Source organism: Capnocytophaga canis (genome assembly GCF_000827555.1).
In the GTDB taxonomy this organism is placed as follows: domain Bacteria; phylum Bacteroidota; class Bacteroidia; order Flavobacteriales; family Flavobacteriaceae; genus Capnocytophaga; species Capnocytophaga canis.
Map to the genome: position 1 here is coordinate 16,541 of NZ_CDOI01000148.1, position 23,486 is coordinate 40,026.

Consider the following 23,486-nt stretch of genomic DNA (forward strand, 5'->3'; position numbering starts at 1 on the left):
ATTCTTGATTTTATTGAAGTGGCTACCACTTAACAAAATAAAGTTTTGATTTGTTTCGAAAATTTTTTACATTTGCTCCAATGAATAGTTTCTTTTTGAAAGAAATTAATTAGATTCTATGGATAATCAAACTCACAAAAATTGCGTATTTAACGAATAGTCATATAATTACTGTCGTAAATTTTTTACGGCAGTTTTGATTTTATATTATGAAAAAGAATATTTTAATACTTTTTTGTTTAGTTTTTTTCTCTTGCCAACAGAGTAAAAAAGGAACAGTTGTAGTCTGGAATAACGAAGGGGCAGAAACGTTTGTAATAGATGCTGTGAATAAAAAAAGTAATCAAACGACTGATTTGAATGATTACATTGAAAGTTGTAGGGTTGTTCCCTTAGAAACAAGGAGAGATGCTTTGGTAAATAAAATTGAGAAAGTAATTGTAGCCAACAATAAGGTTTATCTACATTGTGATAGAGATAAGATATTGATATTTGAAGCAAATACAGGGAAGTTTATAAACAAGATTCATGCCGTTGGTCAAGGTCCAGAAGAATATACAGAGATTACTGATTTTGCAATAGAAAAAAAAACAAACAATATTTGTACATACGATGAACGCAAGCACAAAGTGATTAAATATACAGCAGACGGACGGTTTATCAATGCAGTTAGGACAAAATTTCATGGGTTGAACATTTATAGCGTTAATGATTCCATCTATGCGGTATATGATGATATTAATATTTTGACATCTGAGAAAAGTGACTTACTGTTGGTAAATAATGATTTTTCAAAACTTGAAGAACTATATTTTCCACATCAAGAAAGATTTTACAACAGAGCTCCTGAAAAATCTAATTATTCAAAACATCACTACTTTAACACGTATGATGATAGAACTTACATAACCCCTTCAATTTATCATTATACGTACGAAATCATTGGAACAAAATTGAAACCTAAATATAATTTTGATTTTGGAGATAAAAATATAGAGCCTACTGACGATATATTTTTCACAGAGGATTTGGTTGACTCAGGAAAGGTTTTTGGTGTTAACTATTACGAAAATAGTCGTACTCTTTTTGTTGAATATGGTCTAAATATGACCAGGCATTTTCTATATATTGATAAAGAAACAAAAAATCAAGTCTTTATGTTGGGTAAAGATTGGAAAAATATGCCTTTGCTGTACTACATTTTTACAGGCAAAATAGTAAGAGCTGTAAATGAAGATGAGGATACATTTATGACTTTAACTTGGTTTGGGGAAGATGATTTTATAAAAAATAACGAACATTTTCTAAATGCAACAGACAGTCTGTACCTACCCGAAATTGATAAATTAAGAAAAGTTAAAAGTGACGATAATCCTGTATTGATTTTTTTTAGAATGAAAAAGTTTTAACATTATGAAAAGTCACGAACACATGTTTTTATCCTTATATCAATCTATTTTCAGAAATCCAAAAAAAATGAAGAAAATAATACTATCTACCATCGGTTTAATTTTTTTATTATCTTGTAAAACAGATACTACGAACGCAAAAGAAGAAAACGTACAGCAGTTGCTTCCCGAATCGCCTACGGAAGTAACCGTTATGCCATTACAATCTAAGCCATTTACGCACGAACTTGTTAGCAACGGTAAAATACACGCCTCACAAATGGTAGGTCTCAAATTCAAAGCTAACGAAAAGATTGCTCGTATTTTGGTTAAGAATGGTGATAACGTAACCCAAGGTCAGATAATCGCTGCTTTGGATGGATTTTCTTTTGAAAACAAATTACAACAAGCCCAAGACGATGTAAGTCGTGCCCGTTTGGAGTTGCAAGATATGCTTATCGGTCAAGGGTTTAAGCTGAAAGATTCCGCAAATGTCCCTCCGCAAACAATGGAACTTCTAAAAGTAAAAAGCGGTTACAACAAAGCATTAAGTCATTACAAAATGGCTAAAAACGAACTTCAAGGTGTTACTTTGTACGCACCCATCAGCGGAACAATCGCCAACCTGAATAGTAAGCCCAACACATATCCTGATATGTCAAAAGACTTCTGTAATATCGTGAATCTGCACAGTATGGAAGTCAGCTTTCCTATTATGGAAAGTGAATTAGGGTTCGTACAAAAAGGAGGCGAGGTGGAAGTGATACCTTTTTCAATCCCTGATGTAAAAATCAAAGGAAAAATCACCGAAATCAATCCGTGGATTGACCAAAACGGAATGGTACAACTGAAAGCCTCTGTGGCATATCATCCGAAAATGGTGGAAGGAATGAGCGTTCGCGTAAGTATTTTCCGAGCATTGGAAAAACAGTGGGTAGTTCCCAAATCGGCAGTCGTTCTGCGTACCAATCGAAAAGTTCTTTTCACATTGAAAGACGGAAAAGCCTTTTGGAACTACGTTCAAACAGGTTTGGAGAATGCCACCGAGTACACCATAACAGGAGAAACCCTCAAAGAAGGCGACCCAATTATCGTTTCAGGAAATATTAATTTGGCTCACGAATCGCCTGTGGTGGTGAAAAAATAAGTTAAGATATTGACATTTTTAAAGTTACGCTTTAAAAATGCCTGAAAATTAAATACGAGAATCTTGTATATATTTGTGGAATATATTATTTTTGGACAAAATTAAAGTTGCGCTTTAAAAATGTCGAATATTAATATAAATATTAGAAGAGAATTATCCAGTGAGCTCATAAGATTGAGTGATTTTTACTCAGTTTTGGTAGTTACAGGGCCGAGGCAGTCGGGAAAAACAACCCTTTGTAAGGTGAATTTTCCTTCCTATCACTATGTGAATATGGAAGATATTGCTTTACGAGAACAAATTATGCTCAATCCGAAAGCATTTTTGAAACAATTTCCAAAAGGGTTAATCATTGATGAGGTTCAAAATGTTCCTGAATTGCTTTCGTATATTCAAGTAGTTGTAGATGAGGATAATTCACGAAAATTTGTTCTCACGGGGAGCAACAATTTTTCATTGATGCAAGGTATCACACAATCTTTGGCAGGTAGAGTTTCCGTTTTTACGCTGTTGCCTCTTTCGCTACAAGAATTAGGAGATATTCCATATAGAACAGACACTAACACATTGATTATCAATGGTGGGTATCCAGCTGTTTGGGCGAAGAAAATCCCTGTCCAAGACGTTAGCCGAAATTATTACAACACTTACATAGAGCGAGATGTGAGGCAATTGATGAAGGTCAAAAACTTATCTAACTTTCAAACTTTTATGAAGTTATGCGCTGGACGCGTAGGGACAGAATTGAACATAAATGCTTTATCGAACGAAATAGGGATTTCATCGCCCACACTTAAAGAATGGTTTAGCATTTTGGAAGCATCGTACATTGTTTTCCGTTTGCCTCCATTCTTCAAAAATATAGGTAAAAGATTGGTGAAATCACCTAAAATATATTTTTACGATACAGGGTTGGCGTGTTTTCTTTTGGGAATAGAAACACCACAACAATTGGCGGTGCATCCGTTACGGGGAGTATTGTTTGAAAATATGGTAGTTTTAGAGTTTTTTAAAAATAAGTTTAATAAAGGGGTTTTACCAAACTATTATTTCTATCGGGATAAAAACCAAAAAGAAGTGGATTTGATAGAAGAAAAAGCCAATGAAATCAAGGCTTATGAAATAAAATCAGCACAGCTTTTCAATAAGAATTTTATAAAGAATTTAGACTATATCAAGAATCTATTAGGAGAAGAAGTGATTTCTACCCAAGTGATTTACGATGGAGAATTAACAGTCCATTCATCTGAAAACGGAATGGTTAATTTTAGAAATATTCATTTTTGAAAATTGGATAAAAACCAATAAATTACAGAAACATGACAAAAAGAATTTTATCTGCATTTTTACTTATGCTGGGTTTGTTTTCTTGTCAAGATGTTGACAATCAGCGCAAACAGATTAAAACCGAAAAGCTAACGGGAACCAAAATCAAAGCAGATGATTTTGTAGGAAAATGGATTCTCGGCGTTGTTCAAGATTCGATTGCTTTGGTGACAAGTCCCAGTGGCGAATCATTGGTCGAGATGTATATTTTGAAAAATGAAGAGATAATTTTCTCCCAAAAAATACTAAACCGAGGCGGAGGTCCTAAGGAATTATTAGCTCCTTTTTATGCCACTTCACTAACCTTTTTGTCATTTTGTGATTTCACTCAAAATGGAAAAATGTTGCATATACGTAAGGATGCCATAAATGATTTTAACATTGATAAATTGGAAAACAGCAAATTACCCATAATAGGAATGTATCCAACTAAGTATCTAAATGGGTATCTGTGGTTGGATGATGAGCGAGTTATGTACATAGGTGGAGAAACTGGAGAGGCTAATATATTAACGGTAGTTGATGTTGCAAAACAGCAATCTATACCAACGGGAATGTGGTTTGAAGATGATTACAAAGGGGATAACATTATCAAACAAGGTGCTTATGGCATAAATGCTAGTATATACCAACATCCGAGTAAATCAATTTATGTATATGCTTGTGGGTTTGGTCAGTATGTGGAAACTTTTACCTTGAATTCGGAATATCAGGTAGAAAACAGAAAAATAATTTTAGATAAAAAGCCCATCTATGAAGCATATCCTGATGGATTAAATTCTAAAATAAAGGATAGTGATAGACATAATCCGCAGGGGGTAAAGAATGTTTTTCCAACAGAAAAATATTTGTATGTAATGCTCGAAAATCCTTTTTATAACGAAAATGGAAACCTAACTTCCTACAAAGGATACTCTTCCTTTCATAATGATGTGATTCAGGTATTTGATTGGGAGGGAAATCACATCAAAAATATTGAATTGGAATTGCCTTCCCAATTATTAGCGTGGGATGCTAAAAATAAAAAATTATACGCTGTAACTGAGGGAGAGGAATTGGATACGTTAATGCGATATGAGTTAGAGTAGTGTCTATAATAGGGGCATACGCATATAGTATGCTTTTAAACAGCAAACATTTAAATTACAACCGCTAATAATCAATAAATTACAGAAACATGACAAAAACAATTTTACTAATGTTGTTGTTTGCAATCGGATTGTTTTCTTGTGAAGACAAAAAGCAAGATCAAACAAATGGAATACGTATTTTAAAAATTCAAGATTCTGAAAAACAAGAAGTTATTGAGAAAATAACGTATCTTCCTATTCAAGAAGATGAACAGTTTTTGTTTTCTGAATTATCGAAAGTAATCATTAAAAACGATTGTATTTATATCTTGGATTTACACCAATCCAACTCGCTTCTATGTTTCTCAAAATCAGGGAATTTTATAAGAAAAATAGGCAATCAAGGACAAGCATCGGATGAGTATATTCGTTTACAAGATTTTGATGTAGATGATTCGCATGTATATTTATACGATAGAAGACAAAAGAAAATGTTGACTTATGATTTGGAGGGAAATTTTATCGAAAGTAAAAAAACTCCTTTTGTAGGTAAAAATTTTAAGGTATTGCCAAATCAACAATTTCTTTTTGCTTTGGCGAAAGGGGATGGAAAAGAGCCTTTACTTGTGCAGACATCCGCTGATTTTGCAGATCAGAAAAATATACTAAATTTCCAAAAAGAATACGTTGACGACAACGGAACGCCTACCGTTTTTCAGCCTTCACAAGAGCATATTTTATTTAACAGAACGGTCAATGATTCTGTATTTGTGTTGAATAAGACTGGTGCGATAGCTTCTACCTATGTCTTTGATTTTGGAACTAAAAAAGTACCTAATGACTTAAAAAACAGCTATGAGACCTTGGTGGAAGTTAGAAAAGAAAATGATTTTGCTTATCTGATAGGTGCACCATTGCTGATTCATAATAGATATTTGGTAAGTGAAATTTTTTATGAGGGTAGTAAAGCTACTTTACTATATGATTTGAACGAAGATAAATGTGAAATAACTCAATGGTTGCCTGAAAAAATGTATTCAACAGACATCATTCTACCAACAGCTGCTTTTGATAATGGGGTTGTTGGCTGGATGGATATCGATGTTTACGATGTTTTGAAAGAAAAACCAACACTTTCTGGTGATTTGATGAAGCATTTAGAAGAAGGGGGTAAAATACTTACGTTTTACCATTTTAAAAAATAAATAGGAATAATCTGTCAGAAAAAGTAACATGATAAAATTCTTACTTACGCGTCCGATAGCAGTACTGATGAGCTTTTTAGGGCTTATCATCGTAGGAGCCATTACTTTTGGTTCGTTGCCTGTTTCTTTGTTGCCTGATATTCCCATTCCCGAAATTACGGTACAGGTTACGGGCGAAAATGTATCGGCACGTGAGTTAGAAAACACAGTCGTTACTCCCATTCGTCAGCAACTGCTACAAGTGGGTAAATTGCGTGATATTACAAGCGAAACCCGTGACGGAAACGCCATTATTCGTCTGAAATTTGATTATGGCACGAATACCGATTTGGCTTTTATTGAAGTCAACGAAAAAATTGACGGCTCTATGAGTCGTTTGCCTCGTGATACCAAACGTCCGCAAGTGGTGAAAGCGAGTGCTACCGATATTCCCGTTTTTTACCTAAACCTTTCTCTTAAAGACGAAAAAAGCTATTCCGAACCTGATGAACAGCGTTTTTTGGAACTGTCAGAATTTGCTCAAAACATCGTAAAACGCCGCATCGAACAACTTCCCGAGGTGGCAATGGCTGATATTACGGGCTATATGCAACAGCATATCCGCATCATCCCCAATATGGATTTTTTGGAAACGGTTGGACTTCAACTCTCGGATATTGAAAATACACTACAAGCCAACAACGTAGAGCCTGGTAGTATGGTGGTTCGTGATGGCTATTACGAATATAATATCAAATTTTCATCGGTGCTTCGTACCATAGAAGATGTTAAAAACATTTATTTCAGAAAGGGTGACCGACTTTTGCAACTCGAAGATTTTGCCCAAGTAGAATTATCCAAAAAAGGGGAAACGGGTCTTTCGGTTACAGATGGCAAACGCAGTGTAACGTTGGCAATCATCAAACAGTCCGATGAGACAATGCAAAATCTCAAAGAAAGCCTGTACCAAACCCTTGACAATCTTGAAAAATCATATCCCGATGTTCAGTTTTCTATTAATCGAAATCAAACAGAATTACTTGACTACACTATCAGTAATCTGAATCAAAACTTGTTTTTAGGCTTTGTCTTGGTGTTTTTGGTGGCCATCTTCTTTTTAGGAGATGCCAAATCGCCTATGATCATCGGGCTGAGTATGTTTTCGGCTTTGATTATTTCATTTGTCTTTTTCTATTTGTTTGACAAATCGCTAAATATCATATCTTTATCAGGAATGATATTAGCTTTGGGAATGATGATTGACAGTGCCATTATCGTTACGGATATCATCACCCAACATCGGGAAAAAGGCGAAACTTTGTTTGACGCTTGTGTAAAAGGTACTAATGAGGTGATTACGCCCATTTTGAGTTCTACTTTTACCACTATCGCCGTTTTTTTACCTCTGATTTTTTTAAGTGGGATTTCGGGAGCCATCTTTTTAGATCAAGCCTTTGCCGTAAGTGTAGGGCTGTTGGTTTCGTATTTTACGGGAATTATTCTGCTTCCGATTTTGTATCATACCTTTTATCACAAAAAATGGCTTTCCAAAACTACTATTTTTCGAAAAACACAACAAAAAATTGATAAAATATTATTTTCAAGCTATGATAAAGGCTTCAATTTTACATTTTCACACAAGAAACCATTGTTTTTAGCAATTATTTTGATGATTCCGCTATGTTTTTTGTTGTTTAGGGTGGTTCCGAAGTCCAATATGCCTCATTTAGACCACATCGAACTCATCGCTAAGGTAGAATGGAATGAAAATATCCATATTGACGAAAATAAAAAACGAACTGACAAACTATTTCAGTCTGTGGATGAGTGGACAGTAGAAAGTGCTGGATATATAGGTAATAAACAGTATTTGTTAGAGAAAGAAAACAACCTATCCATCACGGAATCAGAGGTATATTTCAAAGCAAATTCTCCAAAGGAAATAGAAAAAATTAAAGAAAATCTAAGCCAATGGATGCATAAAAATTATCCACAAGCAGTGCTTACATTTGCTCCTCCAAAAAATATTTTTGAAAAGATTTTCGATACCAATGAAGCTGACATAATCGCTCAGTTGTACTCAAAAAATCGACAAAAAACTCCTTCCATTGCCGATATTAAGCAAGTACAGACACGTATCGAACAGAACTCAGGTGTCTCTTCAGTAGATATTGCCTTTGAAGAGCAGTTTGTCATTACCGTAGATAAAGAAAAACTGTTACGTCACAAAGTGGATTACAGTGAGGTGCATCGTGAGCTTAAAACAGCCTTTAAGAACAACGAAATAGCTACCCTGCGTTCATATCAACAATATTTACCCATAACCCTTTCAGGAAACTTGCAAACCATCAATCAGGTACTTCAAAACACAATGGTTCGCACCAACTTACGGGACGAAAACGAACAATTTATAAAAATCCCGTTGCAGTCTTTGCTTAGCTTTTCGAAAGGACAAGATTTAAAAACAATCGTTTCGGGTAAAAACGGGGAGTATATTCCGCTTGTATATCCAAGTTTGGAAAATGTCGAAAACTTTATACAAGCTACTGAAAACGAACTTAAAAATGATTCACAGTGGGAAGTACAATTTGCAGGTGGGTTCTTTTCGAGCCAAAAAATGCTTGGTGAATTGGTCGTTGTACTCATTATTTCCATATTATTGATGTACTTTATATTAGCAGCTCAATTTGAGAGTTTTACTCAACCTCTTATTGTACTTGCTGAATTACCTATTGATATTGCTTTTGCTTTGTTACTTCTGTGGGGTACGGGGCACACGCTTAACCTGATGAGTGCCATTGGGATTGTAGTTTCTTGCGGAATTATCATCAATGACAGTATTTTAAAAATTGATATGATTAACGAACTTCGTAAAGTGAATGTACCTTTGATGGAAGCCATACATACCGCAGGACAAAGGCGTTTACGTTCCATTATGATGACTTCTTTAACCACAATTTTGGCAATGACACCGCTTTTGTTTTCGTTTGATATGGGTTCAGAATTGCAAAAGCCTCTTGCGGTTGCAATGATAGGAACAATGATGATGGGAACATTGGTAAGTTTGTTTATTATTCCGCTGATTTATTGGTTGATTTATAGAGATAAAAACAAATAGTTCACTCAGTCCGAAAATTAAAGACAATGTGGTAAAAAATGGTGCTTAAAAACCTTGTAAAGTATTGTTTTTTTAAAGAGTTATAATGAAATCACTTCGATTATAACTCCTGCAAATATATAAAAATAAGTAACTATGATTTTTAAAAGACTTTTTTACCACATTGCCAAAAATAAAAGAAGCTGTCTAAAAAACATAGGACAGCTTCTTTATTATAAATTATTTCCCTATAAATTACAAACTAACGCGTTTGAATGTAGTGATTTCAACTCCTTTTGAAGCCACATACTGAGACACTTTCTTAGTTTCATCAGATATATATACTTGATCTAATAAAGCCTTCTCTTGGTCTAATGAAGTGTTATCACTAATGAAGCGTTGCAATTTTCCAGGAAGGATTTTGTCCCAAATTTGCTCTGGTTTTCCTTCTGCTTTCAATTCAGCTTTCGCATCTTCTTCCGCTTGTTTCAACACTTCGTCCGTAAGTTGAGCATACGATACATATTTAGGAACATTTTTCAAAGGTTTCCCTAAACGCACTAATTCCTCATTCTCTTTTTCAATAACAGCGATACGAGCCTCTGTTTCTTTCGCAATATAGTCAGCAGAAAAATCTTTGTAAGACAATGTTTCGGCACCCATAGCAGCGATTTGCATAGCCAAGTTTTTAGAAACATCATTAGCGTCAGCGACATTAGCTGACAAACCTACCAAAGCAGCAATCTTATTACCGTGGTGTATATACGCACCTACAAAAGGAGCCTCTATTTTTTCGAAAGCCCCTACTTCGATTTTCTCACCAATAACTCCTGTTTGTTCAGTCAATTTTTCAGCAACTGTTATTCCCTTATAGTCAGCTGCCAACAATTCCTCTTTTGAATTCACAGAAAGAGCCATCTCAGCCAAATCTTTTGCCAAAGCAACAAAGGATTCATTTTTAGCTACGAAATCCGTCTCACAATTCAATGAAACGATAGCTCCTTTAGTGTTATCTCCGTTTACTTTTGCAATAACAGCTCCCTCGCTTGAATCACGGTCAGCTCTTTTTGCAGCAACTTTTTGTCCCTTTTTACGTAGGATTTCAATAGCTTTGTCGAAATCTCCTTCTGCTTCAATCAAAGCACCTTTACAATCCATCATACCAGCTCCTGTGGCTTGTCTCAATTTGTTTACATCTGCGGCTGTAATATTTGCCATAATTTTGTGTTGTATTTTATATTAATAAATTCGTTAAAAAAGAAGAAGTAATTACGTTTTGAAAGGCATATTTCGCAAACATAATTACTTCGTTATCTGATTTTAGAGAGTATCTGAAATATTAAAACTTGAAAAACTCTGTCATTGTTTCCCTATTTGGTCAGGATGGCGTTGAACGAGAGAAAAGAATCTTTGACAAATAAAAAAATCAAATTCTCAATGACTCCGTTACACTACACTCTGAATGACATTCAAACAATCTCTCAAATAGTGTAATAATTATTCAGCAGTTTCTGCCTCTTTATTGTCTGACGTTTTTCCTGCAAGACCTTCGTTAATAGCCTCTGTCACGTACGAGAGAATTTTTTCGATAGATTTTGAAGCATCGTCATTTGCTGGGATAACATAGTCCACCTCACGAGGGTCTGAATTAGTATCCACCATAGCAAAAATAGGAATGTTTAATTTTTGAGCTTCTTTAACTGCAATATGCTCACGCATTGTGTCCACAACAAACAACGCTCCTGGAAGGCGAGACATGTCAGCGATAGAACCTAAGTTCTTCTCTAATTTTTCTCTTAAACGTTCGATTTGTAGTTTTTCTCTCTTTGAAAGGGTTTCAAAAGTGCCATCTTTTTTCATTTTATCAATTGAAGACATCTTTTTAACCGCTTTTCGGATGGTAACAAAGTTAGTTAACATACCTCCTGGCCATCTTTCAGTGATGTAAGGCATCTTAACTGATGCTGCTTTTTCTGCAACAACATCTTTTGCTTGCTTTTTAGTTGCAACAAAAAGAATTTTTTTACCTGATGCTGCAATTTTCTTCAAAGCCTCATTAGCTTCTTCAATTTTAGCTGCAGTTTTGTATAAATTAATTACGTGGATTCCGTTACGCTCCATATAGATATATGGTGCCATATTAGGGTTCCATTTTCTAGTCAAATGCCCAAAGTGAACACCTGCATCTAGTAAATCTTTAATTTCTATGTTATTTGCCATTTTTTTAATAGTTTACGTTCCGTTGAAATTTAGCAATACTGAAGTGGAAACCATAACGTTTGCCAACAATATTTGGATGCTAAACTAAATTCCTTCTGAAAAGGAACAACGACAACAATGTTTTTAAATTCTTTAATAAGTCTAACGTATTAACGTTTAGAGAATTGGAATCTCTTACGAGCTTTTTTCTGACCGAACTTCTTACGTTCCACCATACGAGGGTCTCTCGTTAATAGCCCTTCCGGTTTCAATGTAGCTCTATTTTCAACATCAACTTCGCATAAAGCTCTTGATATTGCCAAACGGATAGCCTCAGCTTGTCCTGTTACTCCACCTCCGTAAACATTCACTTTCACATCATAAGTATCCTCTGTTCCTGTTAAAGCGAAAGGTTGTCTTACTTTGTACTGAAGTGTTGAGGTTGTAAAGTAATCATTTAATTCTCTTTTATTTACACTAATTGCACCATTACCTGGTTTCAAATAAACACGTGCAACCGCTGTTTTTCTTCTTCCAATTTTGTGAATTACTTCCATTATTTCAAATCGTTTAAGTTAACGGCTGTAGGTTGTTGTGCTTCGTGTTTGTGCTCTGTACCTACATACACTTTTAAATTACGTAAAATCGCCACACCCAATTTATTTTTTGGCAACATACCTTTAACTGCTTTTTCAATTAAACGCTCAGGGTGTTTCGCTAAGACGTCCTTAGCTGTTTGCACTCTCTGCCCTCCTGGATAACCTGTGTAACGAAGATATTCTTTATCGTTCCATTTGTTACCAGTTAAGTTGATTTTTTCAGCATTGATAACAATCACGTTATCTCCGCAATCAACGTGTGGTGTAAACTCGGGCTTGTACTTACCTCGTAGCAATTTTGCCACTTTTGAAGCAAGACGACCCAATGTCTGTCCTTCAGCATCTACCAAAACCCACTTTTTGTTAGCAGTGTTTTTGTTTACTGAAATTGTTTTGTAGCTTAATGTGTCCACATTTCTAATTTTAAATTAAACATTCCTTTTCCTTATCAAAATACATACGTATCTGAAATTGGGGTGCAAAGTTACAATTATTTACGTAATATGCAAATTTATTGATGCTTTTTTATTTCAGGAAATCATTTCTACTAACACTTTGTAATAGCAAAACTAAATTTAAGGAAGAAAGACTTTCTAACGTAACACACTAAACACTTCCTTAACAAAGAAAGTTATCTATGTTTATTCTAATTTTATCTATTTTGCTAAAAATCAACTCTCATAGGCAAACATTTTTTTTCGGTATTCACTCCTAAAAACTTGGGGAATAAGCAACGTCTTTGTGCAGTAGTAAGAAAAACTCAAAAGTAATTCAAAATACTATCGCTATGATGGGATATCATACTTTGATTAACATAGATTTTAGAATGTTTCTAAAAACAGAAAAAAAACTCTTCGAAAAAACTATATATTTTTGAGAGTAATTATGGTTGTGATATTCAAATTGACTCAGGATTTGTTTGCCACTAAACCTGATACATTTGAGTAATATTTTTGAGTACTAAAGTCTAGCTTTAATTGTTTTTTTCCTGAAAAAGTGAAGTCCTAAACTTTTAACTATATACTACCAATTACCACGCAGCATTTGATCTGTTTTGGTTACTTACCCATTCTTTTTATTTGGTGTGGATTTTCACGACCTTTAAATTATTCAATGGTACCGCCTTAGAAGAAAAATCTTTTGGAATGCAATTTGTGTTTTATCTCTTCTAATATTGAAAAAAAATAGAAGGTTGTTTAAAAAGCGTTTTTCTATATATTACTCTGAGTGTAGAAATGTTTTTTAATAACTCATTGTTGGATTTTGCTTCTTATCTACAAAAGATAAGGATTATAGATTAAATCTTTTTAAACAACCTTATTGTATTCTGCTTAAGAGTTATGACTCTTTTTCTTATCCGTTCCTGATTTTCCGTTGTTATCTCTTGGTGGACGAGGTAATAAAGCCTTACGAGACACACGTGTCTTTTTTGTTTTAGGATCAACGCCTAAGTATTTCACTTCGATGATATCACCCTCTTTCAATGCATCAGAAACTTTTTCAATGCGTTCCCAAGCGATTTCAGAAATGTGGATAAAAGAATCCTTACCTGGCATAAATTCAACAATCGCACCAATTTCCAACAATCGGATTACTTTCACTTTGTAAGTTTCTCCTTCTACAGGTTCGAACGAAACAGCATGAACAGCATTAATTACTTCTTCAATACCTTCAGAATCAGTCCCTAATATTTCAACTATACCCAATTCCCCCACTTCCTCAATAACGATGGTGGTGTTAGTACGAGATTGTAGGTCTTGGATATTTTTTCCTCCCGAACCGATGAACGCACCGATATATTCTTTCGGCATTTCCATTTTAACAATTTTCGGAGCATGAGTTTTAACTTCCGACTTAGGTTCGGCAATCGTATCAGTAATTTTGTTTAAAATATGCATACGTCCCTCACGAGCTTGTTCCAAGGCTTTCTCTAAAATTTCATAGGTCAAACCTTTTATTTTGATATCCATTTGACAAGCAGTAATTCCATCTTTGGTTCCTGTAACTTTAAAGTCCATGTCTCCCAAGTGGTCTTCATCACCTAAAATATCCGAAAGTACAGCATATTTATCCCCTTCGGTAATCAATCCCATTGCAATACCCGAAACAGGTTTAATCATCTGAACTCCTGCGTCCATTAACGCCAAAGTACCAGCACAAACGGTCGCCATTGACGATGAACCATTCGATTCTAAAATTTCGGAAACTACCCGAACAGTGTAAGGACAATCAGCTGGAATCATACGCTTCAAAGCACGTTGAGCTAAGTTTCCATGTCCAATTTCTCTTCGTGAAGTCCCTCTAAGTGGACGAGCCTCACCAGTAGAGAACGGTGGGAAGTTATAATGCAGGTAAAAACGTTCTTCACCTTGTTCTGTTGGAAGGTCAATAACGTTTGCTTCACGTGATGTTCCCAAAGTAACCGTTGTTAATGACTGAGTTTCACCACGAGTAAAAATAGATGAACCGTGAGCAGATGGTAGATAATCAATTTCGCACCAGATTGGACGAATTTGAGTTGTATTTCTTCCATCCAAACGGATATTTTCATCTAAAATAAGGTTTCTAACAGCTTCTTTATGAGCCTTTCCAAAATATTTGCTGATTAAAACAGCATATTCTTCCTGCTCTTCTTCCGTAAACAGAGCCATACATTCCTCTTTTACAGCAGCAAATTTGTCGCTACGCTCATGCTTTCCTGTATCTTCTTTAGCAATGGCGTAGCATTTTGGGTAAGCATAGTTATATACTTTATCCTTAATTTCCTCATTTTCAGCTTCAGGTTCGTAACTACGTTTTTCAGTTTTCCCAACTTTTTCTGCTAAACGAATTTGAGCATCAATTTGTACTTTGATAGCTTCGTGAGCAAATTTGATGGCTTCGGTCATTTCTTTTTCAGAAACTTCGTCCATCTCTCCTTCCACCATAGCAACGAAATCTTTGGAAGCTCCTACCATAATGTCTATATCCGACTGAGCCAATTGCTCTTTGTTCGGATTTATGATGAATTTTCCATCAACACGACCTACCCGCACTTCGGAAATTGGCCCATCGAACGGAATGTCGGATACAGCAATACAAGCAGATGCCGCTAAACCCGCTAAAGCGTCAGGCATTACACTTTCATCGTGTGACATTAATTGAATCATTACCTGAGTTTCAGCATGATAGTCTTTTGGGAATAAAGGACGTAACACACGGTCAACCAATCGCATGGTTAATACCTCTTGGTCGCTTGGACGTGCCTCACGTTTGAAAAAACCACCGGGGAAACGTCCTGCAGCGGCAAATTTTTCACGATAATCCACCGTTAAAGGTAAAAAATCCGTATCTGGGTTAATTTCTTTGGCAGAAACTACTGTTGCAAGCAACATCGCATTGCCCATCCTAACAACAACAGAACCATCTGCTTGTTTAGCTAATTTTCCCGTTTCGATGGATATTTCTCTACCATCTTCAAGGGTAATAATTTCCTTTTTTACTTCTGGAATCATAAATTCTTTTTTTAATTAAACAATGGGTTGTGTTGTTGTTTATGTTATAATCCCAATGGCCAGTTATGCACCGACAGGCTTAAAAAGATTAATAGAATCTATAGTTGTATGTATATTTTTCTGTTTTTCTTAGTTTTAAAAAATCTGTCCATGGAAAGACAAAAACACAAAAAGTAAAACACAAAAATATTTTGTCATTTTAAAGGAGAATATAAAAAACGTTTAAAAAAAAAGAGGCAAAAAGCCCCTTTTTGATTATTTTCTAATACCAAGTTCTTTGATTATATTACGATATCTTTCGATGTCGTTGTTTTTCAAGTAGTCAAGCAAACTTCTTCTTTTACCTACCAATTTAACCAACGCACGCTCTGTGTTATAATCTTTACGATTTGCTTTTAAGTGTTGCGTTAAGTGGTTGATTCTGTGTGTAAAAAGAGCTATTTGCCCTTCTGATGAACCTGTGTTCGTTTCTGAACCTGCGTACTTTTTGAAAATTTCCGCTTTAATTTCCTTTGTTAAATACATTCCAATATTGTTTTAAATGATTATTATGTACTGATTTTTAGGTGGCAAAGATACATAAAAATATGTAACCTCCAAATTTTTTATAATTTATTTTTCATCGTTCTCAATTGTAGGAGAAGCCATGCATAACAGTTCCACTACGTCTAAAATTTCGATAACATCCTCTTTTTTCTTATTTTTTATACCGTCTGTGAGCATTGTGTTACAAAAGGGACAAGCTGTAGCAATTACCTCTGGTTGTACTTCCAGAGCTTGTTCTGTGCGTAAAGCGTAGATCTCTTTATCGCCTCTTTCGGATTCTTTGAACATTTGGGCTCCACCCGCACCACAGCACATTGAGCGACTTTTACTTTTTTTCATTTCAACTAATTCGACACCCAATTTTTTTAACAAGTTGCGTGGAGCATCATAAACATTATTGCCTCTCCCTAAATAACAAGGATCGTGAAATGTCACACGTTTACCTTTAAAAAAATCTTTGTCAATATGTAGTTGATTCGATTTGATGAGCTTCTCAATATATTCTGTATGATGCCAAACCTCATAAACACCCCCCAATGCAGGATATTCATTTTTGAGAGTATTAAAGACATGTGGACATGTAGTTACGATTTTTTTGACGTTATAAGCTTCCAAAAGCTGAATATTACTCATAGCTTGGATTTGGAAAAGAAACTCATTTCCTGCTCGTTTAGCAGGGTCTCCAGTATCACTTTCTTCAGCTCCGAGTACTGCAAAATCTACGTTAGCTTGATTTAATAGCTGAACAAACGCCCGAACGATTCGTTTAGCTCGGTCATCGTAACTGCCTGCACTTCCTACCCAAAATAAAATTTCAGGGGATTTACCTTGTGCCATAAGTTCGGCCATCGTAGGTACGTAAAGCGTATTTCTGGTCATAGTCATATGCCGTTAGTAATCTTCAAAGACTTCAATAGAACGTTGTTTCGTCTAATCAGAAAAATATGTTGTACTTTTATTTTTAATCGTTTTATTATTAGGTTTTTAACTGTTTTGTAAAAATGTTTTTTTGAGACTTGAAATTGTAATTTTTCTACCTTTATCTAGCTCACCCTCTTTAGCTTACGCAACTTAAAAATGATTCTTTTTCCTACAGCTTTTAAACCCAAGATGTTTTTATACCTTCTAGAATTAAGATTCATTCACCCAATTCAGGCGGTCAGCTTGGCTATATGCCCATGGAGCTCCGTTATTTTCGATGTTGGTCATCATTGTATTTAACTCGGCAGGAGCTGCCGATTCTTCCATTACTAGGTATTGACGCATATCCATAATTATTGACAAAGGGTTGATACTAACCGGACACGCTTCTACACATGCATTACAGGATGTACACGCCCAAAGTTCTTCAGGAGTGATGTAATCATTCAACAGTTGTTTGTTATCATTCTGAAATTTACCTTTATTGGTATCAATATTTTTACTAACCTCCTCCAGTCGATCGCGTGTTTTCATCATTATGTTTCGTGGCGATAGTTTTTTCCCCGTTAAATTTGCAGGACATTCATCGGTGCATCGTCCACATTCGGTACAGGTGTATGCATTCATGAGTTGTACCCATGTTAGGTCAAAAATGTCCGAAGCACCAAATTTTTCAGGAGGTGTAGCGCTTTCAACAGGTACAGCAAAAGGATCAGTCGCAGGGTCGAGCATTAGTTTTACTTCCTCCAAAACCCGTTGGTTAACTTTTAATGCTCCTTGCGGACGCGTTGAAGCAAAATACGTATTGGGGAATGCTAAAACTATATGTAAATGTTTCGAGTAGTATAGATAATTCAAAAAGAATAGTACTCCAATAATGTGTAACCACCAGCAACAACGCTCAATGGCTATTAGTGTTACAGCTGAAAAATTGGTAAAAAGTTTTGATATCCAACTGCTTATAGGGAAACTCCCTGCCTGGATATAGCCTTCAACTCCTAAATCCTGTAGTCGTAGATCCGCAGCATTCATTGTTAGGAAAAGAAGCATTAAAATGGTTTCGATGTAAAGAATATTATTACCGTCTTTTTTAGCCCAATTTTGAAGCTCTTCTTTTTTGAATCGACTTATATTCAACAGATTACGACGAATCCAAAAAACACCTACCGAAATGAGAACTAACAACGCTAACACTTCAAATGAAGCAATTAAAACATCATAAAAACTGCCTAAAAAAGCAAACACACGGTGTGTACCAAAGATGCCATCTATCACAATTTCAAGCATTTCGATATTTATGATAATAAATCCAAGGTATACCAGAATATGCAGAATTCCCGATATGGGACGAACGGTCATTTTTTGCTGTCCAAGTGCAATCCTAAGCATGTTTTTCCACCGCTGTGCTTTGTTGTCAGTCGTATTTTCGTCCTTTCCTAAACGGATATTCCGAACGAGTTTACGAACATTTTTTACAAAAAAAACGATAGCAATCGTAAATAGTAAACAGAATAGTATGTTAGGTAATATACTCATAATCATTTCTTTACTCTATAATAGAGTTCTATTCATTCATGTAGGACTGGAAAACGCTAATAGAACTCTATCAAAACCAATCTTATATGTAACTTAGTAGAAATACCAATTTCATTTCTGAAAATTAGTAAAATCTGCGAAGAGTAGATTGATAGAAGCTAATTTTTAGGATTAGCTTATTCTTTTTCAGAAGATTTATTTTCTTGGTAAGGTTGCTGTTTTTTCCCAAAAACTGAAAAATGCATGTAGCGTTTTGGATTTAGCCGTAAATCTTCTAATAATAATTCCAATTGCTTACTGCTGTTGCTCAAATTGTTATACAAAATTTCGTCTTTCATCAGTTTCCCTAAACTACCATTACCTTTTTCCATATTAGCAAGTACAGCATTGAGATTTGCTATAGCTGATTGTGTTTCTTTAATAGTTTTATCTAGGTCAGCGTTTGCTAAATTATTTGAGACTTTAGCTAAATCAGCGGTAATTTTATTAGTATTTTGTAGACTTGCGTTCAAATGCTCTTGATTGGTTGCTAACATTTTATTCAACATTATGGTTGATTTGTTCAAATGTTGCATTGTACTACTTAAATCCGAAATAGCTTTTTTTAAATCAGCTACTGTTTTTTCGTCTAATAGCGTATTTATAGAATTGATTGTTGCGTTAGAATCCGTGAGTAAGCGGTTGATTTTCTCTTGTGTAGGGTCAATTTTTGAAGATAAGGATGTCATCATGTCTTCTTTAATTGAGCTTGTAAGTACTTCGCCCGATTCGGCAAGTGGAGCATCGTCAAATACAGGTACAATCTGCATTGAAGTTCCCCCTAAAAGACTGCTATAAATTTCAGCTTTACTATTTTTTGAGAAAAGAAAATCCTTTGAACAAGATAGAGTTACTTTAATTTTGGCCGTTTTTTCTTCCAAAGTTACAGCATCAACATTACCGATTTTAACCCCATTGACTGTTACAGGTGTTCCTGATTTTAATCCATTGGAGTGATCAAAATAAGCATAGTAAGTATTAGTTCTGCTGAACATTGTTTTGGATTTCAAAAAGTTAAATCCAATGAAAAAACAAGCAATACCTGCAATGACGATGACAGCAGCTTTAAATTCTTTTGATAATTTCATTATGTACTTTTTACGATTTTATGTTTAGTTTCTAAATGTGCAAAGGTACGGATAAAAAAATGAAACTATCTTAAAAAAATATCAAAATCATTCATTTTTTTCAGCTACACTTAATTGTACGGGTTTTCCGTCCAAATATGCAATTATGTAAGCATCCTTGTATCCAACTTTTTTTGCATTGGCTAACAGTACGTTAGCCTCTGAGCGTTTGGAGGCTGCTCCATAGAGATAACAGTATAAGTTTCCACATTTTACGGATGAAATTGGAGACAATTTTTTGAAGTTGTAAGGTTTAGCCTCTATTTTTTTGGCACTGGATGACAACTGTATTTTATAGACAACCTTTGATTTTTTGATATTTCCTTTTTTCTGAGTGGTACTATTATTCTTTTTGGTTGTATTACTGCTTTTGGAGGTCGTTTTGGCTGTTTTTTTTATGTTATTTGTCTTTTTAGGGCTTGATGCTTTCTTTTCTGATGACTTAGCAGGTGTTTCTTCTATAAAATTTTCTGGAACAATATGCGAACTACGTGATTGTACCCATGTTTTATAAGACAGAATAGCATCGGCGATGTTTTCTGCAAAATCTGTTTGTCCCTTTTTGGAGGCTAAAAATTTCAATTCATCATTATTTGACAAAAAACCAGTTTCAACCAGTATACTAGGCATATAGGTTTGGTGTAACACAATAAACGGTGCTTGTTTTACCCCTCGATTGTTACGTTGCATCACATTTGTGAAATTATCCTGTACATATTTTGCCAACTGAATACTCTGCTCTAAAAACTCCTCCTGCATGATTGATAAACCGATGAACGATTCAGGTGAGTTTATGTTGTAGGCAGCATATTTGGTTTTGTAGTTATCTTCCAAATAGATTACGGCGTTCTCGGTTTTTGCGACTTCCATGTTTCGGTCGTTAGCACTCAAACCTAACACAAAGGTTTCAGAACCAGCGGCTTGTGTGTGATGGGCATTGCAATGTACCGAAACGAACAAATCGGCTTTAGCTCTATTAGCGATGGCTCCACGCTCATACAAATCGACAAAAACGTCTTTTTTTCGTGTATAAATAACCTGAATATCAGAGTGTTGTTCTAGTATTTTTCCTACTTCTAAAACAATATTTAGTGCCACATCTTTTTCGTATATCTTTCCTTTCCCTATTTTCCCCGGGTCTTTACCACCATGCCCAGCGTCTAAAACAACGTTGAAAGTAGGAGTTTTTTGTGAAAAAATTAAATTCGACACTAAAAGTGCTAAAAATAATAAGATGTTTTTCATTTCTGTTATGATGTTTTTTTAGTAAGAGATTGTGATTGAATTTTTTATTTATGCTGATTAGTGTATTTAGACATTTTCGAAAATCTCGGGTATATTTTTTTGATATGATGAAATTCTAAAGGTAAAGTTTATTACAATTAGAAATCAATGCTTTTGAACGTCATTAGGTTACTCCTCTTTTTCGATTTCTTTCACGACAACAAATTGAGCCTTTGAGCCTGTTGCCAAATTCCACTGATTCTGAGCAATTATCTTTCCTTTGTCGTCTAGTACTTTGAAATCGGCTGTATTGGGCCCGGATTCTCCTTGGTTGAGTGCTAAAAATTCGATTTTATTAAATCCTGGTTTAAGTTGAATTTGAAATCCTTTGTAATCTCCTACTAAAAGAATATCGTGAATTTCGACTTTGTCATTGACCAAAATACTTACTCTGTCTCCGTCAATTGTTTGAAAGTCACGGCAGTATACGTTTACATGTCCTCCATTACTCAAAAAATCACCAAAAAATTGATTACCTTTTGGAGCATCATACTCTTCTTTTTGTTGGTAATTATTCAAATAAGAACGATTTTCCGTGAATTTTTTGTGTACTAAGTTACTTTTTCGCGTGAAATCAATCTGTTTTTCAGGCGTTTTCATAAATGGATTTTCTTTTGTTTCCACTCCCATCGGTAGGGTGTAAGTATCACTCGGAAGTTCCAAAGTAGGAGCTTTCTCCAATGGAATCACCACAGGTAATTCCCTCTTTTTGTTTTCAAAAGGCTGTGCATTTGCAAAGAAAACAAATCCGAAAAGAGATATTATTAAATAGTGTACTTTCATAGTCGTAAAATTTTAAAGATAAGCCAAGAGCAATAAAAAGGCTATTTTTCGTTACACAAATAGTATGCCTTACATAAAAACTTACTCAAAAATTTTAGAGAATCTACTGAAATATAATTTTTTGCAGATAAATTATTATCGTATGAATTCATAAATTTTTTCTTCAGGTCGCCCGATGATGGCTTTATTACCTTGCACTACAATAGGACGCTCAATGAGTTGAGGATGTGTAACTAATAAATCTATTATTTCGTTATCTGTCAATGCTTTATTTTGATAGTTTTCCTTCCATATGCCTTCGTTTTTACGAACCAACTCCATGGGAGGAATCCCTAATTTTTCAAGTAGAGTGATAATTTCTTTTTTCGTCAGCGGATTTTTCAAATATTCCACCACCTCAAATTGTTTTTCTGAATTTTTGAGTATGTCCAGACCACATCTTGATTTGGAACATCTTGGATTGTGATAAATCGTAATCATTTAATCATGTTTTTGATTTGTTATAACTATATAATAAGTCTGGAAAGATGCTGTTTTTCCTATAATAGATTTTGTAGTCTTGATTTATGTCTATCAACTTATATTATTTGTGAATAACAAATCCATAAAAGAGATGACATTCTTTGTAAATCAATTCATTGTGTTTTTTAAACTATTCGTTTCATAAGTCTGAGTTTGTGGGTATAATTTCGTAGTTCGGAATTGAAAATACCGATATGGTCTAACCTATCAATACGTACTTTGCCGTATGAATGGATGATATGATTATCACCCAACAGAATTCCAACATGAATTATATTTCCCTCTTCATCGTCGAAAAAAGCCAAATCGCCTGGTATAGTTTCCTCAATGAAATCGACCAAAATCCCTTGAGAGGCTTGTTTTTCAGGAGTTCGTAAAAGCTTGATTCCATTAAGTTTATAAACAATTTGAGTGAATCCAGCAGCATCAATCCCGAACGGAGTGCGTCCACCAGCCAAAAAGGGAACGTTTAGATAGTCTAACGCAAGAGCAACAATACCTTTTTCAGTAGGTTTTTGTGTTGATTGAGAGGTGTTTATAAGGTGATTGTGTGAAAAAGTAGCTCCACGAGGAATTTGTAAAAACACGTTATTTGCATTTTTTACTCGCAGTTTTGTTATCCAACGATGGGCGTATTTTTCCTTTTTTTTCAAGCATTTACGATATTCTTTGTCGGAAATCAGCTGAATTTGATTTGCTAAAATCCAACCTTCACTGCCGTCATATAGGACAAGTATTTGATACCAATCTTCTTGTTTATCAATTATTTGCAATAATTCACCAAATAGCAACTGTGTTACCATTCCTGCTTCTTCACACGGATGTAGACGAATAGGCACCACACTCAAATGGCATATCCCATAAGGCATATTTATAATTTTCATATATAACTACTTGCAGCGTACGTATTTAAGCTACAAAAATAGCAACTATTTTTTAGTAAATCACAAAAAAAGTTATGTTTATTTTGAAAATAATCGGATTAACAGGATAATTATTTTTTATTTCACTGATTATCAGTAGTTTATTTATTTATAAGTTTTGTTATATAGTTTCACAGAAATCTTTATTATATCAGTCTGTAACATAAAGATTTTACTCATGAATCATTATTTTAAGTCGTATTATTTCCTTTTTAGAGCCTTTTTATTAGGTTGGGTGATATGCTTTGAAGCTCTCTAATGCAGTTTTTTAGAATATGGAATACAAACAAAATCCGACTTA

At 34.7% G+C, this 23,486-nt stretch carries 19 protein-coding genes; 6 read left to right on the plus strand and 13 right to left on the minus strand.

The features are described from left to right. The first annotated feature begins 209 nt into the window (after positions 1-209). From CCAND38_RS05960 to CCAND38_RS05985, 6 genes are all read left to right on the plus strand, one after another. Positions 210-1,409 (plus strand): DUF4934 domain-containing protein, encoded by a 1,200-nt coding sequence (locus CCAND38_RS05960; RefSeq protein ID WP_042344352.1) that lies wholly within the window; start codon positions 210-212, stop codon positions 1,407-1,409. A 67-nt stretch (positions 1,410-1,476) separates the two neighbouring features. Next, complete coding sequence (locus CCAND38_RS05965; protein WP_042344418.1) at positions 1,477-2,535, plus strand: efflux RND transporter periplasmic adaptor subunit; 1,059 nt, start codon at positions 1,477-1,479, stop codon at positions 2,533-2,535. A 120-nt stretch (positions 2,536-2,655) separates the two neighbouring features. After that, positions 2,656-3,822, plus strand: coding sequence for an ATP-binding protein (locus tag CCAND38_RS05970; protein WP_042344353.1), 1,167 nt, complete (start codon positions 2,656-2,658; stop codon positions 3,820-3,822). A gap of 32 nt (positions 3,823-3,854) precedes the next feature. Then, a complete protein-coding gene (locus CCAND38_RS05975) occupies positions 3,855-4,949 on the plus strand; it encodes a BF3164 family lipoprotein (protein ID WP_042344355.1) in 1,095 nt (364 codons plus the stop codon). A gap of 89 nt (positions 4,950-5,038) precedes the next feature. After that, on the plus strand, positions 5,039-6,136 hold the full coding sequence (locus CCAND38_RS05980; RefSeq protein WP_042344357.1) for a BF3164 family lipoprotein: 1,098 nt from the start codon (positions 5,039-5,041) through the stop codon (positions 6,134-6,136). A gap of 28 nt (positions 6,137-6,164) precedes the next feature. Beyond that, positions 6,165-9,233 (plus strand): efflux RND transporter permease subunit, encoded by a 3,069-nt coding sequence (locus CCAND38_RS05985; protein ID WP_042344359.1) that lies wholly within the window; start codon positions 6,165-6,167, stop codon positions 9,231-9,233. Positions 9,234-9,467: 234 nt separating this feature from the next. On the opposite strand, the gene tsf is transcribed toward CCAND38_RS05985, so the two are convergent. The 13 genes from tsf to CCAND38_RS06050 form a co-directional block, all read right to left on the minus strand. Then, positions 9,468-10,430: a translation elongation factor Ts gene (gene tsf / locus CCAND38_RS05990; protein WP_042344361.1), complete on the minus strand. Its 963-nt coding sequence runs from the start codon at positions 10,428-10,430 to the stop codon at positions 9,468-9,470. Between the two features lie 279 nt (positions 10,431-10,709). Next, positions 10,710-11,432 (minus strand): 30S ribosomal protein S2, encoded by a 723-nt coding sequence (gene rpsB / locus CCAND38_RS05995; RefSeq protein WP_042006018.1) that lies wholly within the window; start codon positions 11,430-11,432, stop codon positions 10,710-10,712. Between the two features lie 149 nt (positions 11,433-11,581). Next, positions 11,582-11,968, minus strand: a complete 387-nt coding sequence (rpsI, locus tag CCAND38_RS06000) for a 30S ribosomal protein S9 (protein ID WP_042006020.1) — start codon at positions 11,966-11,968, stop codon at positions 11,582-11,584. Next, on the minus strand, positions 11,968-12,423 hold the full coding sequence (gene rplM / locus CCAND38_RS06005) for a 50S ribosomal protein L13 (protein WP_042006021.1): 456 nt from the start codon (positions 12,421-12,423) through the stop codon (positions 11,968-11,970). Before rplM ends, rpsI begins: the two co-directional genes overlap by 1 nt. A 918-nt stretch (positions 12,424-13,341) precedes the next feature. Beyond that, the gene (locus CCAND38_RS06010; RefSeq protein WP_042344362.1) at positions 13,342-15,504 is read right to left on the minus strand and encodes a polyribonucleotide nucleotidyltransferase; all 2,163 of its coding nucleotides are present in this window, start codon (positions 15,502-15,504) and stop codon (positions 13,342-13,344) included. Between the two features lie 255 nt (positions 15,505-15,759). Beyond that, positions 15,760-16,029, minus strand: coding sequence for a 30S ribosomal protein S15 (gene rpsO / locus CCAND38_RS06015; RefSeq protein WP_042344363.1), 270 nt, complete (start codon positions 16,027-16,029; stop codon positions 15,760-15,762). An 87-nt stretch (positions 16,030-16,116) separates the two neighbouring features. Then, entirely contained in the window at positions 16,117-16,929 is an 813-nt protein-coding gene (locus CCAND38_RS06020; protein WP_042344364.1) for a (Fe-S)-binding protein, read from the minus strand. Positions 16,930-17,181: 252 nt separating this feature from the next. Beyond that, complete coding sequence (locus tag CCAND38_RS06025; RefSeq protein ID WP_042344365.1) at positions 17,182-18,507, minus strand: 4Fe-4S dicluster domain-containing protein; 1,326 nt, start codon at positions 18,505-18,507, stop codon at positions 17,182-17,184. 176 nt (positions 18,508-18,683) lie between these two features. Further along, on the minus strand, positions 18,684-19,634 hold the full coding sequence (locus CCAND38_RS06030) for an MlaD family protein (RefSeq protein WP_042344366.1): 951 nt from the start codon (positions 19,632-19,634) through the stop codon (positions 18,684-18,686). An 87-nt stretch (positions 19,635-19,721) separates the two neighbouring features. Beyond that, the gene (locus tag CCAND38_RS06035; protein ID WP_042344367.1) at positions 19,722-20,918 is read right to left on the minus strand and encodes an N-acetylmuramoyl-L-alanine amidase family protein; all 1,197 of its coding nucleotides are present in this window, start codon (positions 20,916-20,918) and stop codon (positions 19,722-19,724) included. A gap of 168 nt (positions 20,919-21,086) precedes the next feature. Beyond that, positions 21,087-21,740, minus strand: a complete 654-nt coding sequence (locus CCAND38_RS06040; protein ID WP_042344369.1) for a hypothetical protein — start codon at positions 21,738-21,740, stop codon at positions 21,087-21,089. A gap of 135 nt (positions 21,741-21,875) precedes the next feature. After that, complete coding sequence (gene arsC, locus CCAND38_RS06045) at positions 21,876-22,220, minus strand: arsenate reductase (glutaredoxin) (RefSeq protein ID WP_042005593.1); 345 nt, start codon at positions 22,218-22,220, stop codon at positions 21,876-21,878. 167 nt (positions 22,221-22,387) lie between these two features. Then, complete coding sequence (locus CCAND38_RS06050) at positions 22,388-23,146, minus strand: C40 family peptidase (RefSeq protein WP_052458152.1); 759 nt, start codon at positions 23,144-23,146, stop codon at positions 22,388-22,390. Between the last annotated feature and the right edge of the window lie 340 nt (positions 23,147-23,486).